Source organism: Paenibacillus kribbensis, assembly GCF_002240415.1.
GTDB classification, from domain to species: Bacteria; Bacillota; Bacilli; order Paenibacillales; family Paenibacillaceae; genus Paenibacillus; species Paenibacillus kribbensis.
Genome location: NZ_CP020028.1, coordinates 3,864,220 through 3,881,147, shown reverse-complemented (window position 1 = coordinate 3,881,147; position 16,928 = coordinate 3,864,220). Strand labels below are relative to the sequence as shown.

The following is a 16,928-nucleotide window of genomic DNA, read 5'->3' as shown; positions in this document are numbered from 1 at the left end:
TTGTGCATCATACTCCTGTAAGGTCTGCTCAAATGGTTGTTTGAGTTGAGTTGATCCATAACAAATCTATTGAAAGGTTATTAAAAAGAAGATATTTGTATAAATATCAGCAGGGAAGAGAATAGTAAATGAGATAATTTCAAAAGAGAGCGTTAAGCCAGCACAGGTGAGATTCACGGGGATTTTGAGACTTTCCTATTTATGACATAAATAAAGACCCCGTGCGGGGTCTTAAGAATTTTTTCTAACTGTAACTTTGGTTGTTTGAGTGTCAGAACTTTTAGTGATAATCAGTAAGTACTTAATATTGTTTTTCTCTACTGATATTACTTTGTTGCTTTCGACTTCAGTTAATTCCCACCCCTCACCTTTAAGTTCTTCTTGATATGCTGCATTAAAATTTTCAAAAGGTTGAGGAACTTCGTATTTTTTTAAATCTTTAGCAGATTTTTCATCAACTTCGATGGCCGTGCTGGGAACAGGTAAATTGTTAAGTTCTTGAACATTTTCATATTCAGTACTCACCTCTTGGGTCGAACTGTTTGTTACATTTGAGCATGATGTAAGGATCATTAATAATACTAAACAAATCAAGCGCATAAAACACCTCAGTCATTTGGGCTTCTTTTTGCAGTACCAGTTTGGGAATCAGAATAGAGAGACGCTGAAACAGTCTTATACTGCTACCACATTACAGATATCTTGACCATAAATGGAAGACTGTTGGCCTAAACGTCTCAGACGCTATCCAGGTATTTGAACATGGTAACGACGACTGGACTCGTATCATTGAGTCCCTGTACAATACCAATCTTACCACTAATGATCTGATTAACATGCTCAATATTCCTCATGAAGCAACAGGTATCCGCAATGATATGCAAGTCAACCTCAATACAGTTGAACGCCGTAATGATTTCATTAGCCTAATTAATCAACGTTAACGGTGAAAGTACATTACTTTTACTTCACCATTGAAGGACGAATACCTTCAGAGTAATCAGCTATCAGATGAACACTTCATGCAATTGTACGTTGTGAATCCTGTGGAATCATTGTCTGTGTATTTTCTTGAGTCCATTGATATTATCTCGTATTGAGAATGGCGAGAAGCTGGGGGAACATGTGAAAAGGAGATTGTTCACGCTATTGGTCGAGTATACAATAGAAGAAATTGCAGAGTGTCACCAAGTAGTAGATATGCTGTGCAGTGTTATAGACCGATTAAACAAAATCTGAGTTTCACAACAATTGAAACCGATTTATGAATCAGTATTTTATTTCACAAGACGTTATGAATCATGGGATCGGTTACTATAGATAAAACAAATATTACATTAGAAGGAGTATATAATGTTAACAACAAAACAAGAAGAAAGTCTAAGTAAATTTATGAGTAAAATTCTGAGACACACACCTGAACAATTTGGAATTGCTCTGGATCATGAGGGCTATTGTGATATTCAGGACCTGATTAAAGGGATTAGATCAGAGAATAGATGGACTGATGCCAGTGAGTCGGATATCAAGCAAGTAGTAAAGAATTGTGCAAAGCAAAGGTATGAGATTGTTAATGGGTACATAAGGGCTAATTATGGACACAGCGCAGGCAGATTAGATTATAAGGAAGCTACTCCACCAACAATTCTATATCACGGTACAAACACAAAGGTACTAAATAAAATCCTCACTGAAGGTATTAAACCAATGGGCAGAAAGTATGTACATCTGTCTGAATCCCTTGAGTTTGCAATCTTAGCGGGCAAAAGACGTGGAGAACTAGTTATTCTCGAAGTAGACACAGCAAAGGCATTGGGTAAGCAAGTGAAGTTTTATAAAGCAAACAATGGTGTTTGGCTTGCCGATCATGTACCCCCACGGTACTTAAAGAAGTTTGAATAAAGAGCAAACTTTAATTCTGATGGCTACAAAAAATAACTGTTGTTTACGTAACTTAAAAAACATGCATCTGCTCATACGAGGGAAGTCTACGGAATCTAAAGTATGAAGAGTAAGTTGGTCCCGACCTTCTAGGAATGTGAAAATAAAATGGTCTCAAGTTCAAGATCATAGTAGAACCTAGAAAATTGACTATGATCAAGAGGTTAGATGGAGTTATCCGTCTAGCCTTTTTATTGCCTGTTCTGTTATACATGAATAAGCCTCTAAATATTTTATAGGTATCCACGGACGTCCACACCCACCCGAAAATGATGCATAAAATATCCCGGATGAACAAAGAGGAGGTGCATGTAATAACCATGATACACATGGAACCTATACAAGTGGGTGAGCATACATTTATCGGAGTCGAGGTCAAACTGCCTAAAACAACGCTGTTGACGATCTCTAACTCCCGTGGTTACATCATGTGTGGTGCACTGGATGTTGGATTGCTCAATGAGCGGCTGGCGGATCGGAAAATTCTTGCTGCACGGGCTGTGGGGGTTAAAACACTGGAGCAATTGCTGGAAGCGCCGATGGAATCGGTGACGACGGAGGCGGAGCAACTGGGGATCAAGCCAGGTATGCCAGGATACGAAGCACTTTTAAAACTAGTCTAAATAAAGTTAATATACTATGCCGCACAAAAGAAGAGGAGCAAGAAACGAATAAACCGGAGCTTATTGGCTCCGGTCTTTTTGATGAGGAATCCCTATATCACTAAAGCAATTTTAGCCCTTATACGAGCTGTTTGATCTGCAAGAACAGATTAATCCGCAAACAAAGCGGTCAGACTGTCGTTAAAGGGAGCTTGGACAATCCCTTTTTCGGTAATGATGGCGGTAATGTACTCATGAGGGGTAATGTCAAAAGCCGGGTTGTAGACTTTGATGCCCTGCGGAGCTGTCCTTTTGCCAAAGCTTTCCGTAACCTCCTCCGCAGAACGTTCCTCAATGGGGATATCTGCGCCTGTTGCGGTCTGCAAATCAATTGTAGACAGCGGCGAAGCTACATAAAAAGGAATGCCATGCGCCTTTGCCAGCACAGCCAGGCTATAGGTGCCGATTTTGTTGGCCACATCGCCGTTAGCGGCCACTCGGTCCGTGCCGACAATGACGGCCTGTACCCATCCTTTGGACATCACCATGCCCGCCATATTGTCACAGAGCAGCGTTACGTCAATGCCTGCCTGCTGAAGCTCGAAAGCGGTCAGGCGCGCACCCTGCAACACAGGGCGGGTTTCGTCGGCAAATACTTTCAGGTGGATGCCATTCTCCTGCGCAAGGTACATGGGCGCGAGCGCTGTTCCGTATTTTGCTGTTGCCAATCCGCCAGCATTGCAGTGAGTGAGTACGCCCATTCCGTCCTCGAACAAAGGTAAAGCATGGATGCCGATCTGGCGGCATACTTCCTCATCCTCTGCCTGAATGGCTATCGCTTCACGCTCCAGCCCGGCATTCCAGTCCTCCACCAGTCCTCCACCAGCCTCAGCGATAAGTTCCCCGGCCCGCTTCTTCATGCGGTCCAATGCCCAGAACAGGTTCACGGCAGTTGGTCGTGATGTAGCCAAATACCCGCACACACCGTGTACATGCTCCAGCCATCCGGCAGCGTCTTCGTTGCTGTAGGCGGAAGCTCCCAGTACTACGCCGTAGGCCGCAGCCATGCCGATGGCAGGCGCACCGCGTACCTTCATCGTATGAATGCCATCCCACACTTCCTCGGCTGTGAACAAATCCAGCATGACAATCGTTTCGGGCAGCAGACGCTGATCCAGCATGGACAAGCGGTCGCCTTTCCACACCAGCGAAGACAGAGCCTGACCGCTGGATACTTCGGCTTCAGCAGAGGTTACGGGGGTGGATTGCTTCTTTTCACTCATATCCATTAAGCTCCTTTATTTTGGACAGCCGTTGCTGTCCGAACAATGTCTCCCAGTTCCTGAATCGAATGCAGCTTACGGTTGCGCAGAACTAGGTTTTTTCCGATAGATAACGCCAGACGTTCAGCGGCTTCCTTGAGGTCAGGATCGGCAATTGTATCGATATCCGCTACATGCGACAGGCTGATAATGCGGCGAATCACTTTGCAGCCTGCAAAACCGATCGTATCTTGCAGCACTTTTTGAAGATACAAATCCTGATATCCGGTCGTACGTGCCATAGGGTCGGTGACATGCTCGTCCCAAAGCTTGCGGAATCTGCCTTCAAACTGCTCCCACACCTGAATCGCTGTCTGCAAAAGCCAGTCACGGCGTTCCTGTACAGCCGTCTCCCCAGAAATCCAGCCGGGCTGGGCTGCGTAGTTCAATAGCAGATTGGCAATTACCGCTCCGATATCAAAGCCCATCGGCCCGTAGTAGGCAAATTCGGGATCAATGACTTTGGTAGACTCTGTTGTTACAAAAATACTGCCAGTGTGAAGATCGCCGTGCAGCAGCGCTTCTGTCCGTGTCAGAAACTTTTCCCGCAGCAAAGCCACTTCCAGATGAAGGGCCTGATCTGTCCGGAGTACCTCTGCTTCGTCTTCAATATACTCACCGTAGTTGTTATTATCCGAGAATCGATATGGTTCATCCAGAATAAGATCCTCCGTTATTTTACAGAGCTCCGGGTTAATAAAGCGTTTAACCAGGTCTTTTTTAGCCTGCTGATTCATGCCCAAATCGGAAGTGAAAAAGAGCGTGCGCGCCAGAAACTCTCCGATATGATCGGCAAAATGCGGATAGGTATTTCCTTCTATTAATCCCTTGCGCATGATGGTGTGTGAGCTAAGATCTTCCATCACGGTCAACGCAAGCTCGTCGTCAAAGGCTAGTACGGCAGGAACCAGTTCAGGGCAAATTTGATGTTCCTGCTGAAGTGCCTCGCGTTCAATGCGAGCACGATCCAGCGACAGCGGCCAGGATTCACCTATAATCTTCACATAGGGAAGTGCCTGTTTGGCAATGATACTCTTGTCAGATTCAGAATCCGTAATATGAAAAACCAGATTCAGGTTGCCATCACCGATTTCTCGGCATTTCAGACGGGCTTCCTGACTAAAAAATCCGGGGATGTTCTTCACGAACTCGATTGCTTCTTCTGTCGTTAAAGGATGATATTGGGACAACGAAGTCACCTCCATAAATTGTGCGCGGTAAAATACGAAAAATATTACAATATTAAACCAAGTATTTTGATAGGTTAGAGAAAGTATAACGAAAATCAGTGAAGTTTTGTACATTTTTTTTCTTGGTTTCATCGCCATGCAGAAAGGGTAATGAATAAGCAGACGTCCGGTAGGTGATCATCATGATGCCGCTAGAGTCTCCTCGTCAGCATGACGATGGATAAAGGGTAGTCGTTTATGAATGTCAATTTAATAAAAAGGAAGGGATTTATGATGGCTAAAACAACAAGTAACTCGAAAAATACACAAACCAATTCGGTGGAGGAGCTTTTAAACCGTCAAGTCGCTAACCTGAATGTGTTATATGTGAAAATTCATAATTACCACTGGTATGTGAAAGGCTCCAGTTTTTATACACTGCATGCTAAATTTGAAGAGTTGTACAATGAAATTACGTTGAAGATGGACGAGATCGCCGAGCGGCTGCTCGCATTGAAAGGTTCACCTTCCGCAACGCTAAAAGAATACCTGGAGCTGTCCTCCATTCACGAGGCAACCGGCAATGAAGATGCCCCCAAAATGGTACAAACCTTAATTGAGGACTTTGCAACTGTATGTGAAGAGTTTCAAGAAGGGATTGAGCTGGCAGAAAGCTCTTCCGATCAACCTACCGCAGATTTGCTGATCGGCTACAAAGCCGATTTGGAGAAGCATATGTGGATGCTGCGTTCCTATCTCGGCTAATCAGAAGAAATTTCGGTTAAATGTGAATTCGGGCAGTTTAATAGCACCCATACGGATGATGGGCATTCTGTAATAAACCCTTTACATGTAAAACGCTACTGACGTTCTGCTGTCAGTAGCGTTTTTATGGATAAAAGAAGAATTTTCCACCTCAAGTTAGCACAAAAGTAAGTTTATAATGATCTGGAGGATGCATTTGGCTATTTGTGTGCTGGGGAGGATGAACATTTTATGAAGAAAGGCACATAACGCGTGTCTATTGCTTGCACCATCAAAGATATTTATTATAAAATAACTTGAGAATCATTGAGAATCAGTTTAGAATGATTATAAATAAATTTTTAACTATTTTTCTGCTTGAAATCAGGGGGCTCCCCTGTTTAAATATACTTTCTGATTTCGACACCACACTACAATTTTTGGAGGGTATTCCGAATATGGCTACAAACTTTAAGATTGAAGGTCTCAAAGCGACCATTGAAGGTAAGGAAATTTTGAAAGGTATTAACCTTGAAATGAAGGGTGGAGAAATCCACGCTATCATGGGTCCTAACGGAACAGGTAAAAGTACATTGGCTTCCGCTTTGATGGGTCATCCTAAATATGAAGTCACAGAGGGCAACGTAACCTTGGATGGAGAAGACGTGCTGGACATGGAAGTGGATGAGCGCGCACGCGCGGGATTGTTCCTGGCGATGCAGTATCCGAGTGAAATTGCAGGGGTAACAAACTCTGACTTTTTGCGTAGTGCCATTAATGCACGCCGTGAAGAAGGACAAGAAATTTCCCTGATCAAGTTTATTCGTCAAATGGAAAGCAAAATGAAGGAGCTCGAAATGAATCCGGAGTTTGCTCATCGTTATTTGAACGAAGGCTTTTCCGGCGGTGAGAAAAAACGGAATGAAATTCTGCAAATGATGATGATTGACCCGAAAATTGTCATTCTTGACGAAATCGACTCCGGTCTTGATATCGATGCTTTGAGAATCGTGGCTAACGGCGTCAACGCTATGCGTTCTGAAGATCGTGGCTTCCTCGTGATTACTCACTATCAACGTCTGTTGAACTATATTAAGCCTGATTATGTTCATGTAATGATGCAAGGACGTATCGTTAAATCCGGTGGTCCTGAGCTGGCTGAGCGTCTGGAAGCGGACGGTTACGACTGGATCAAGGAAGAGCTGGGCATCGTTGATGAAACTGTAGGACAAGAGGCGTAAGCCGGAAGCGAGGAGGAAAACTGATGAGTACACAAACAATCCTTCCGGTAGATTCCGAGCAACTGCGTGTTCTGTCTGAACGTAACGGCGAGCCATCCTGGCTGATCGAAGACAGACAAAAAGCACTTGAGCTTGCAGGCAAACTGGAGCTTCCGGTATTTGAAAAAACCAAAATCGAGCGTTGGAATTTGAACGATTACGGTCAACATAAAAACAGTGAGGCCATCGCATCGCTGGGGCAGGTTCCCGCAGCAATTGCTGATCTGGTCAAAGAACAGCAGGAGGGCGGTCTGATCATTCAGCGCAACTCCGGTGCTGTATACGTAAAGCTGAACGAGGAACTGGCAGCGCAAGGTGTCATTTTCACGGATTTGCAAACAGCGGTTAAGGAACATGGCGATTTGGTTAAAGCCCACCTGAATACAGTAGTTAAGGCTGAGGAAAATTCATTGTCTGCATTGCATGCAGCACTTTGGAACGGTGGAGTATTTGCTTATGTGCCGAAAAATGTAGAGCTGAACGTTCCGCTTCAGGCTGTTTTCCTGACGGATGATGCGGCAGCGACGTTTGCGCCGCATGTACTGCTCATTGCTGAAAGCCATAGCTCTGTAACCTACGTAGACAATTATGTATCTGCGGATTTGACAACGCCTGTTATTCATAACGGTGCAGTAGAAGTGGTTGCGAATGCGGGAGCCAAAGTTCGTTATGCGACGGTTCACCAGCTAGGGGAGCAAGTAACGGATATTTCTATTCGTCGTGCTACTTTGGGCAATGATGCCGCCATCGAATGGATTGTAGGCGAAATGAACAACGGCAACACAGCCAGCAATACGATGTCTGTACTCAAAGGCAATGGCTCCAACTCGGATGCCAAGGTCATTGCCGTAGGTTCCGGCTCACAAAAGCTGAACTATACGACACAAGCACAGCATTTTGGTAAAAATTCCGCCAGTCAGATGATTACACGCGCAGTAATGCGTGAAGAAGCGTCTTCCATTATTAACGGAATTACAAAAATCGAAAAAGGGGCTACGAAAGCAGACGGTCAGCAAACAGAACGTGTTCTGATGCTTAGCCCGAAAGCGCGTGGTGACGCTAACCCGATCCTGTTGATTGATGAAGATGATGTGACGGCAGGTCACGCAGCATCGGTTGGTCAGGTTAACCGTGAGCAAGTGTATTACTTGATGTCCCGCGGGATTAGTCGTGCAGAAGCCGAACGTCTGATTATTTATGGCTTCCTGGCACCTGTCGTATCTGAAATTCCGCTCGAAGGACTTCAACAGCAGCTGCAAAGCCTTGTTGAAAGGAAGTTGGGCCAATGAATACTGCATTGATCCGTGAACAATTCCCGATTTTACATCAGGAGATTAACGGTCATCCGCTGGTTTATTTGGATAATGCGGCCACTTCGCAAAAGCCATTGGCGGTCATCGAGGCGATCAAGCACTACTACGAATATGACAATTCGAATGTTCACCGCGGTGTGCATACGCTGGGCAGCCGTGCTACGGATGCTTATGAAGGTGCACGTGAGAAGGTAGCCCGTTTTCTGAATGCGAAGCGCAGCCAGGAAATTATTTTCACAAGAGGAACAACAACAGCACTGAATCTGGTGGCTTCTTCCTATGGCAGGGCCAACTGCCAGGCGGGTGATGAAATTGTGATCACGCCGATGGAGCATCACAGCAATCTGATTCCGTGGCAGCAGGTAGCCAAAGCCACAGGTGCGACTTTAAAATATATTCCGCTTCAAGAGGATGGTAGCGTTGATCTTGCTGACGTGGAAAATACCATTACAGAAAACACCAAAATTGTAGCGATTGCGCATGTTTCCAATGTGCTTGGCGTTGTAAATCCTGTTAAAGAGATTGCAGCGATTGCGCATCGCAAAGGCGCGATTATCGTTGTTGATGGTGCGCAAAGCGTGCCACACATGAAAGTAGACGTGCAAGACATAGATGCTGACTTCTATGCTTTCTCGGGTCACAAAATGTGTGCTCCTACAGGAATTGGGGCGCTGTACGGCAAGAAGACGCTGTTGGAAAACATGGAGCCCATTGAGTTCGGCGGGGAAATGATCGACGATGTGGGATTGTATGAATCCACATGGAAGGAGCTGCCTTGGAAATTCGAAGGTGGAACCCCGATTATTGCCGGAGCTGTCGGCTTGGGGGCAGCTATTGATTTTCTGGAAAGCATCGGTCTGGACGCAATCGCACAGCATGAAAGCCGTCTGGTCAATTATGCTCTCGGGCGTCTTCGTGAAGTGGATGGCCTGAAAATTTACGGGCCTGCAGAACGTCATGTGGGACTCGTAACATTCAATTTGGATGATGTGCATCCGCATGATGTAGCTACCGTACTGGATAGCAAAGGGGTTGCGGTACGTGCAGGCCATCATTGCTGCCAGCCATTGATGCGCTGGCTGAAAGCTAGTGCAACCGCACGAGCGAGCTTTTACCTTTATAATACGGAAGCAGATGTCGACGCTTTGGTCAGCGCCTTAATCCAAACAAAGGAGTATTTTGGCGATGCAACTTGATGACTTGTACCGACGCGTAATTATGGATCATTATAAAAATCCGCGGAATCGCGGTCGTTTTGAGGATGATGCGGTCACGGTGGATTTGAATAATCCTACGTGTGGTGACCGGATTTCCCTTCAGCTTAAAACGAAAGACGGCGTGGTCGAAGATGCTCGTTTTACAGGCGAAGGCTGCTCAATTAGCATGTCCTCTGCTTCGATGATGACGGAAGCGGTCAAAGGAAAAACGATTGAGCAGGCACTGGATATGGCGAGCCGCTTCTCTTCCCTGATGCAGGGGGAAGCCGTTGAATTCGACGATTACGAAGAACTGGAAGCTTTGTCCGGCGTTAACAAGTTCCCGGCTCGCATTAAATGTGCGACACTGGCTTGGAACGCGCTGCGCAAAGGAATCGATGAAGATAAATAATTTAACTAGGATAGAGGAGGTTTGAGAAACATGGCCAAGAAAGCGCCGGAAATGGAAGAGTATAAATATGGCTTTCGTGACGAGCACAAATCCATTTTCCAAACAGGTAAGGGTCTCACTCCGGAAATTGTAAAAGAAATCTCCAAAATTAAAGGTGAACCGGATTGGATGTTGGAATTCCGTCTGAAAGCATTGAAGCAGTTTGAAAAAATGCCAATGCCAACCTGGGGCGGGGATATGGATGAGCTGGATTTCGATGATATCCAGTACTATGTAAGACCTTCCGAGAAACAAGGGAAAACATGGGAAGAGGTTCCTACGGAAATTAAGGAAACCTTTGATAAACTGGGGATTCCTGAAGCGGAGCAAAAGTTTTTGGCTGGTGTATCTGCACAGTATGAATCCGAGGTTGTTTACCATAGCATGCAAAAGGATCTGGAAGAGCAGGGCGTTATTTTCATGGACACTGATACAGCGCTGCGTGAGCATCCTGAAATTCTGAAAGAGTACTTTGCAACAGTTGTGCCTCCTGCGGACAATAAGTTTGCAGCACTAAACAGTGCGGTATGGTCAGGCGGCAGCTTTATCTACGTACCAAAAGGTGTAAAATGTGAGGTTCCATTGCAGGCATACTTCCGCATTAACTCGGAAAACATGGGACAATTTGAGCGTACGCTCATTATTGCCGATGAAGACAGCTTTGTGCATTATGTAGAAGGCTGTACGGCTCCGATTTACAGCACGAACTCGCTGCATAGCGCCGTGGTGGAAATTATTTGTAAGAAGAACGCGCGCGTTCGTTACACAACGATCCAAAACTGGGCACCAAACATCTACAACCTGGTAACCAAACGTGCGGTTGCCGAAGAAAATGCAACAATGGAATGGGTCGATGGCAACATCGGTTCCAAGCTGACGATGAAGTATCCAGCCGTTGTACTGAAAGGCCGCGGAGCCAAAGGTATGGTCTTGTCCATCGCAGTTGCAGGCAAAGGCCAGCATCAGGATGCAGGGGCAAAAATGATCCACTTGGCGCCAGATACTACATCGACCATTGTATCCAAGTCGATCAGTAAGCATGGCGGTAAAGTTACGTATCGCGGATTGGCTTCCTTCGGTCGTCAGGCTCAAGGTGCAAAATCGAATATCAAGTGCGATACGTTGATTTTGGATAACCAGTCGACCTCCGATACGATTCCTTATAATGAAATCATGAACGACGATATTACGCTTGAGCACGAGGCAACGGTGTCCAAGGTTTCAGAAGATCAGCTGTTCTATCTGATGAGCCGTGGTCTGACCGAAGCAGAAGCGACACAAATGATCGTTATGGGCTTTATCGAGCCGTTCACCAAAGAGCTGCCGATGGAGTATGCGGTGGAAATGAACCGTTTGATCAAGTTCGAGATGGAAGGGTCTATTGGATAACAAAGAAAAAACCTTTGTATATCAAGGGTTTTAAGGATTGTTATAAATTGCAAAATTGTCGGCTTGCCGATTTGATTTTATCTTTTAGTGTAGGAGGCGAACTTTGGAAGTTCGTCTTCTTCACCTTCATTCTGCGAAAATCCTAATATTGGGATAAATATGGGTATTTTTTCGAAAAAAGCAAACTTAAATAAATAGGAATTGGGTTAAAAGATTTTAGTCATACTTGCTCGCCAAAGTGTTATCTGAGATTAGTCCATTGTTTCTTCTTGCGTTGCTGAGTTTGAACCAAATAAAATTCAGCTTTCTTATTATTGGATATATCGTTCATAAGGAGTAAGGAACGTTTTCAATTTGCACAGACATGGCAGGATGTCAAGTCGAACGTTTCGCCAGCACTTTACATACTGAGCCCTAGAACTATGATACAAAACGCTTGTCTATCGAGAGGATTGATCGGTGCTGTGAAGCCTATTGGTACCGGTTGCCCATGCTGCTTTTGTACCATAAATAACTACATTACCATCGTCCTGTACAACAAGAAATGCATTGCCCCAGCCGTTCGTACCTGTAGCCCATATAGGATTTGGATATCCGTAAATGACAAAATTACCGTCTGTTTGCATGACTGCATAGTTAACTGCTCTGCCGTTAGTTTTACTACTCCATAGAGCTATTCCTCGACTGTATAATACAAGATTGCCGTCCTCTTGAAGAATAAGTGTGTATGCCCCATTTGCCGATTGCAGACTCTGTCCTTTTAGAAGCATCTGTCCGGGTAATAGTCTGTCCATATTCCCACTCCTTAACATAATATAGATTACCTTATGCTTTACCTAAAAAAACGTGATCTGAGACTATAAGAGCGTATTCCAAAATAATATAGTTAAGTGAAGATGGGCACCGGAGAGGGGAGAAGATGGGGAGGTAAAATTATTGTTAGAACTGCGGATAGTTGCCTAGCACTTATAGATGTTTGCTTAATAGGATGTTGTGAGTGACATAAACATAAGGAGGCATACCAACGGATGCAGAAGAAGAAAACTACAGTGAAGAAGAAAACTCTCACTTCTACACAGACACAGAGACACGTACATGAATTTGAAGGCAGTACCAAACTGGCTGAGGAAGGCGCAGACCGGCATAACCATCGCTTTGCAGGTGTAACGGGGCAAGCGATTCGACAAGGAAGAAGCCATATCCATGAAATTGAACTTACGAATACTGATTTCTTGAACCATTTTCATAATCTGAGAAGGATTAGAACAGGACCCGCTATTCCAGTGGGAAATGGCAAGCATGTACATTTTGTTACAGGCCAAACTACATTAAATGATGGTCATGTACACCAATTTAATTTTGCAACATTGATTCAGCAACCTCTTGTTTAATACGTTCTAGAGATGGCTTGCAAAGGATATTGAGTTGCATTTATCTATAACATAAAAAGAGGCTGTCCTTTGTAGGAAGAACCTACGGATCAAGGACAGCCTCTTTTTATTCGCGCAGCTTGTGCTTTCGGTAAAGCATTCCGTTCTACCGAAGTAATGCCGGACAGCAGTTGCAGATCAGGATTCCAAATAAATTTCATCAATGGATACATGGCGTTCTCTGGACAAATCTACATACTCATTATCGCCAATCTTCACCAAAGGTCTAAAGTAGTCAATTGGATTATTCAGAATAATCGTTCCTGTCTGACCTGTGGTTAGAAGCACCTGCTTATTAATAAAATTCGGAAGCATATGTCGGATGAAGACCTGGGTAGCTTCGGGATTCAGATGTCCAAAGCTCATGCTATGCATCTGGCGTAACACAGCGAGCAACTCTTGCTTCGTCTGATACACACGATTGGAAATCATAGCGCTATACACGTCGGCAATAGCTGTTATGCGGGCGAAAGGATGAATCTCTTCCTTAAAGAGTCCATGTGGATATCCGCTTCCATCCTCGCGCTCGTGATGCTGCAAGGCGACGATAGCTGAAATCTCATCACCGGTCGAATTGTTAATAATATCAAAGCCATAGCGGGGATGCTTTTTCATTTCCTGGAATTCCTCAGGCGTAAGTTTATCAGGCTTATTCAATATTTCATCCGGTATCATGGACTTGCCTATATCGTGCAAATATCCGGCTTTACCCGCGGCATAAGCCTCTTCCTCTGTATATCCTAGCCATGTGGCAATGTAATATGAGAGTACGCCTACTTGGAGAGAATGATTATACGTATACTGATCTCCCCGTTCCATAATTAACAGCATAGATACGACATCTTTTTGATGAGCCAGTTCTGAAACAAGGGGGCCGAATAGCTCATCAACTCGAGATTCATCAAATTTGCCAGTTGCGGAAGCTTCGAGAAACATGCTCTCAAAGCCATTGATGCTCTGCTCCATGAGGGGGACGGCGCGTTTGAGGGATTCGGGGGAAGCTGGAACATCGGGGGCAAAGTCAACCGGAATGCTCGCAGAACCAGCATCAATGTCAATATAATCGACACCATGCATGATAAGCTTGGAGATATCTTCATGCTGAAGCTCGGTGCCCTGAACTAAGACAGGTACACCGTGCGCATTGTATGTATCGGACTTGAGACGATCTCCGGGCTTGGCATCGGTAACGTGAACTCTCATGTGCTAACCTCCTTATTGTCGTAAATGTGTCAAAAATACGAAACACCCCTAATATATCAAGAATTATATGGGATGACAACGACTAATTTACTATTATTCCGAGTTGTAAAATAGGTACGAAGAACCCTCTAGATGCATGCGGAAGGTAATGTTAATGCTTTTCACTGGGTCTATGACTTGAGCCTGTAGTAAGCTGATTGCGGGTGAGGCTCCACCCACTCATATGTACCATAATGATAAAGAAAATGGTATGCTTAAACATTAGAAGCTTCAAAGTCGATATATAAAGAAGGAGGCGGTTATGGAGATGACGACTCGGCAAACGTTGACCATTTTGCATACGAATGATATACACAGTCATTTTGGCAGTATGCCTTCGATAGCCGCAATGATTAAGGAACGAAGAGCAGCATTAGGGGATGCGCTGCTCGTACTGGATATAGGAGACCACATGGACCGGATGGCCCCCGAAACAGAAGGAACGCTGGGTGGGGCAAATGTGGATGTGATCAATCTAACAGGATACGATGCGATTACGATCGGTAACAACGAAGGACTAACGTTTACCCCGGATATCATTGAACAGGCCTATGCGGGAATTCACTGTCCGGTCGTATGTGGCAATATGATAGAAAGTGCTACGGGGGTAAGACCTTCGTGGATGAAGGAATCTCTGATTTTGGACAAGGCAGGGATCAAGGTCGGTTTGCTCGGCGTGACGGCTCCTTTTACAGAGTTTTATCGATTGCTGGGCTGGGATGCTCTCGATCCGTTTGAGGTACTGGGTGAGCAGATCGCAGCGCTGAGACAGCAGGTTGATGTTTTGATCGTGATGTCTCATCTGGGTTTGCCTTCCGATGAGAAATTAGCGTCACAGTTTCCTGAAATTGATGTTATTCTTGGAGGCCACACCCATCATGTGCTGGAAAAACCGCTTCGGATCGGGAACACAGCTTTATGTGGGGCGGGTAAGTTCGGAACGCTGCTGGGTGAAGTGACACTAACACGCAGCAGCAGTCATGAACCATTTCGGGTGTCGTCAGGCGGCGTAATTCCTGTGGATCAGACGCTTTTGGACGAAAAAGTGACATCGGCCATCGCCCTGCATCGCAGACAAGCAGAGCGTGCGTTGGAGAGTACCGTAGCCGTGACGGATCGGGAACTGGGGATTGCATACGATCAGGAGTCCCCTTTCGGAAATTTGCTGGCACAATCGGTGTCACATTTTACAGGGACAGCTATTGCTCTGGTTAACGCAGGGCAACTGCTCGGCGCGTTGCCTCAAGGGGTTATCAGCAAAGGAATGCTGCATTCCTTATGTCCTTCGCCGATTAATGCCTGTGTTATGAAGTTGCGGGGAAGGGACATTCGGCTGGCACTGGAGCAATCCTTATTGCCTGAATTTGCAGACAAGCCAATGACGGGATTTGGCTTCAGAGGTAAAGTGCTCGGTACGTTGTGTGTGGAAGGTTTGGAGATAGAGTATGACCCGGATCGCGCTCCTTATGATAAAGTCATGCACATTCGTGTAGCGGGTGGTATCTTGGAAGAGCAAGAGGAATATACGGTGGGTACGCTGGATATGTTCACTTTCAGAGCAGGTTATAAGGTGCTTGCGAACGGAACGGAGCTCCGATTTATGCTTCCAGAATTTTTACGGGATTTGATTGAAATGGAGTTGAAGCGTCCGGGCGCGATGGAAGAGTGTTTTGCAGCTAGGTGGCTTCAGGTATCAAAACAATCGGGAGAGGATTAAGCTGCGACTGGTACCTGTTACATTATTAAGAGCCGGCATGAAGCTGGGCAAAAAAATATTCAATGAAAACGGAATGGTGCTGCTCTCTGAGGGTGTTGAGCTTACTCCGCGATTGATTGAACGTCTAGGCCAAGTCGGTATTGGATATGTATACATTGAGGATGCGGTGACCGAAGATATCGTGATTCCTGAAATGATCCATGAACAGACAAGGGCGGCGGCGCTACAGGAGATCAAAAAGCAGTTTCAGGGTCTGTCATCCTATTCCGTAGATCATAGAAACAAATATTTTGGAAAGTCTTTTTATAAGGTGATGGAGTCCATTCTGGACGATATCGGAAGCCGCCAGGATGCCATCATTATGCTGATGGATATTGGGGCTGCGGACCAGGACTTGTATCATCATTCATTAAACGTATGTCTGTATACGCTTGTACTGGGAATAGCCAATGGCTATGATCACAACCAGCTTATGGAGCTGGGAATAGGTTCATTATTGCATGATATTGGAAAAATGAAAATTTCACCTCAAGTGCTCTATAAGCCGGGCAAATTGACGGACGAGGAATACGAGCATATGAAAACACACACGGAAATTGGCTACAAGCTGCTTAAAGATGAACCGGGGATTCCCTTGTTGTCAGCTCACTGTGCATTGCAGCATCATGAACGTATCGACGGCAGCGGATATCCGAACGGTTGGAAGAAGGACCAAATCCACGAATATGCGAAGTGGATCGGTTTGGTGGACTCATACGATGCGATGACCGCAAGTCGAATATACAAGCAGGCGTTGTTGCCTTATGAAGCGATGGAGGTGCTGTACGCCGGCGCAGGCACGCTGTATGAGCAGCGGATGCTGGAAGCCTTCCGTGACTGTGTGGCAATTTACCCTCTGGGGCTCTCTGTAGTGCTCAATACAGGGGAGGAAGGGGTAGTAGTGCGTATACACCCCAAAATTCCGCAACGGCCTGTCATTCGCATTGTGAGAGACCGGGATGGGCAGGAACTGAAAGCACCTTACGATGTGGATCTGTCTGTGTCCCTTTCGGTTATGATTACGAACACACTGGGCGCGACCATAGTCCCTTTTGGAGAAGTACATGTAGATTAGCAGAAGATGTGGAAGAAA

General features: G+C 45.3%; 16 protein-coding genes. 11 read left to right on the top strand and 5 right to left on the bottom strand.

Annotated elements, in window-relative coordinates; translation table 11 throughout:
* Nucleotides 1–231: 231 nt before the first annotated feature.
* On the bottom strand, nucleotides 232–594 hold the full coding sequence (locus tag B4V02_RS17260) for a hypothetical protein (RefSeq protein ID WP_425270775.1): 363 nt from the start codon (nucleotides 592–594) through the stop codon (nucleotides 232–234).
* 759 nt (nucleotides 595–1,353) lie between these two features.
* Here B4V02_RS17260 and B4V02_RS17250 point away from each other — a divergent pair.
* Together B4V02_RS17250 and B4V02_RS17245 are read left to right on the top strand one after the other, a co-directional pair.
* On the top strand, nucleotides 1,354–1,902 hold the full coding sequence (locus B4V02_RS17250; RefSeq protein WP_094155722.1) for an RNA 2'-phosphotransferase: 549 nt from the start codon (nucleotides 1,354–1,356) through the stop codon (nucleotides 1,900–1,902).
* 359 nt (nucleotides 1,903–2,261) lie between these two features.
* The gene (locus tag B4V02_RS17245; RefSeq protein WP_094155721.1) at nucleotides 2,262–2,564 is read left to right on the top strand and encodes a YunC family protein; all 303 of its coding nucleotides are present in this window, start codon (nucleotides 2,262–2,264) and stop codon (nucleotides 2,562–2,564) included.
* 149 nt (nucleotides 2,565–2,713) lie between these two features.
* Here the strand turns inward: B4V02_RS17245 and mtnA are convergent, their stop codons facing one another.
* Together mtnA and mtnK are read right to left on the bottom strand one after the other, a co-directional pair.
* A complete protein-coding gene (gene mtnA / locus B4V02_RS17240) occupies nucleotides 2,714–3,826 on the bottom strand; it encodes an S-methyl-5-thioribose-1-phosphate isomerase (protein ID WP_094155720.1) in 1,113 nt (370 codons plus the stop codon).
* Nucleotides 3,827–3,831: 5 nt separating this feature from the next.
* Entirely contained in the window at nucleotides 3,832–5,055 is a 1,224-nt protein-coding gene (gene mtnK, locus B4V02_RS17235; RefSeq protein WP_094155719.1) for an S-methyl-5-thioribose kinase, read from the bottom strand.
* Between the two features lie 273 nt (nucleotides 5,056–5,328).
* Here mtnK and B4V02_RS17230 point away from each other — a divergent pair, with 273 nt between their 5' ends.
* The 6 genes from B4V02_RS17230 to sufB all read left to right on the top strand — a co-directional run bounded on the left by B4V02_RS17230 (nucleotide 5,329) and on the right by sufB (nucleotide 11,407).
* Nucleotides 5,329–5,799: a Dps family protein gene (locus tag B4V02_RS17230; protein ID WP_007429647.1), complete on the top strand. Its 471-nt coding sequence runs from the start codon at nucleotides 5,329–5,331 to the stop codon at nucleotides 5,797–5,799.
* Nucleotides 5,800–6,236: 437 nt separating this feature from the next.
* On the top strand, nucleotides 6,237–7,019 hold the full coding sequence (gene sufC / locus B4V02_RS17225; RefSeq protein WP_007429648.1) for a Fe-S cluster assembly ATPase SufC: 783 nt from the start codon (nucleotides 6,237–6,239) through the stop codon (nucleotides 7,017–7,019).
* 23 nt (nucleotides 7,020–7,042) lie between these two features.
* Entirely contained in the window at nucleotides 7,043–8,347 is a 1,305-nt protein-coding gene (gene sufD / locus B4V02_RS17220; RefSeq protein ID WP_007429649.1) for a Fe-S cluster assembly protein SufD, read from the top strand.
* A complete protein-coding gene (locus tag B4V02_RS17215) occupies nucleotides 8,344–9,567 on the top strand; it encodes a cysteine desulfurase (protein WP_094155718.1) in 1,224 nt (407 codons plus the stop codon). Before sufD ends, B4V02_RS17215 begins: the two co-directional genes overlap by 4 nt.
* Entirely contained in the window at nucleotides 9,557–9,979 is a 423-nt protein-coding gene (gene sufU, locus B4V02_RS17210) for a Fe-S cluster assembly sulfur transfer protein SufU (protein ID WP_007429651.1), read from the top strand. Before B4V02_RS17215 ends, sufU begins: the two co-directional genes overlap by 11 nt.
* 30 nt (nucleotides 9,980–10,009) lie before the next feature.
* Complete coding sequence (gene sufB, locus B4V02_RS17205) at nucleotides 10,010–11,407, top strand: Fe-S cluster assembly protein SufB (RefSeq protein ID WP_007429652.1); 1,398 nt, start codon at nucleotides 10,010–10,012, stop codon at nucleotides 11,405–11,407.
* A gap of 440 nt (nucleotides 11,408–11,847) precedes the next feature.
* Here sufB and B4V02_RS17200 read toward each other — a convergent pair whose 3' ends face one another.
* A complete protein-coding gene (locus B4V02_RS17200; protein ID WP_094155717.1) occupies nucleotides 11,848–12,201 on the bottom strand; it encodes a lectin in 354 nt (117 codons plus the stop codon).
* 234 nt (nucleotides 12,202–12,435) lie between these two features.
* Between B4V02_RS17200 and B4V02_RS17195 the strand changes: the two genes are divergently transcribed.
* Nucleotides 12,436–12,798 carry a YmaF family protein gene (locus B4V02_RS17195; protein WP_068497018.1) on the top strand — a complete coding sequence of 121 codons (363 nt, stop codon included), beginning with the start codon at nucleotides 12,436–12,438 and terminating at the stop codon, nucleotides 12,796–12,798.
* Between the two features lie 177 nt (nucleotides 12,799–12,975).
* Here B4V02_RS17195 and B4V02_RS17190 read toward each other — a convergent pair whose 3' ends face one another.
* A complete protein-coding gene (locus tag B4V02_RS17190) occupies nucleotides 12,976–14,040 on the bottom strand; it encodes an HD-GYP domain-containing protein (protein WP_094155716.1) in 1,065 nt (354 codons plus the stop codon).
* A 301-nt stretch (nucleotides 14,041–14,341) separates the two neighbouring features.
* Between B4V02_RS17190 and B4V02_RS17185 the strand changes: the two genes are divergently transcribed.
* Complete coding sequence (locus tag B4V02_RS17185) at nucleotides 14,342–15,796, top strand: bifunctional metallophosphatase/5'-nucleotidase (RefSeq protein WP_094155715.1); 1,455 nt, start codon at nucleotides 14,342–14,344, stop codon at nucleotides 15,794–15,796.
* A complete protein-coding gene (locus tag B4V02_RS17180; RefSeq protein ID WP_094155714.1) occupies nucleotides 15,750–16,910 on the top strand; it encodes an HD-GYP domain-containing protein in 1,161 nt (386 codons plus the stop codon). The genes B4V02_RS17185 and B4V02_RS17180 overlap by 47 nt, the downstream gene beginning before the upstream one ends.
* Nucleotides 16,911–16,928 lie beyond the last annotated feature (18 nt).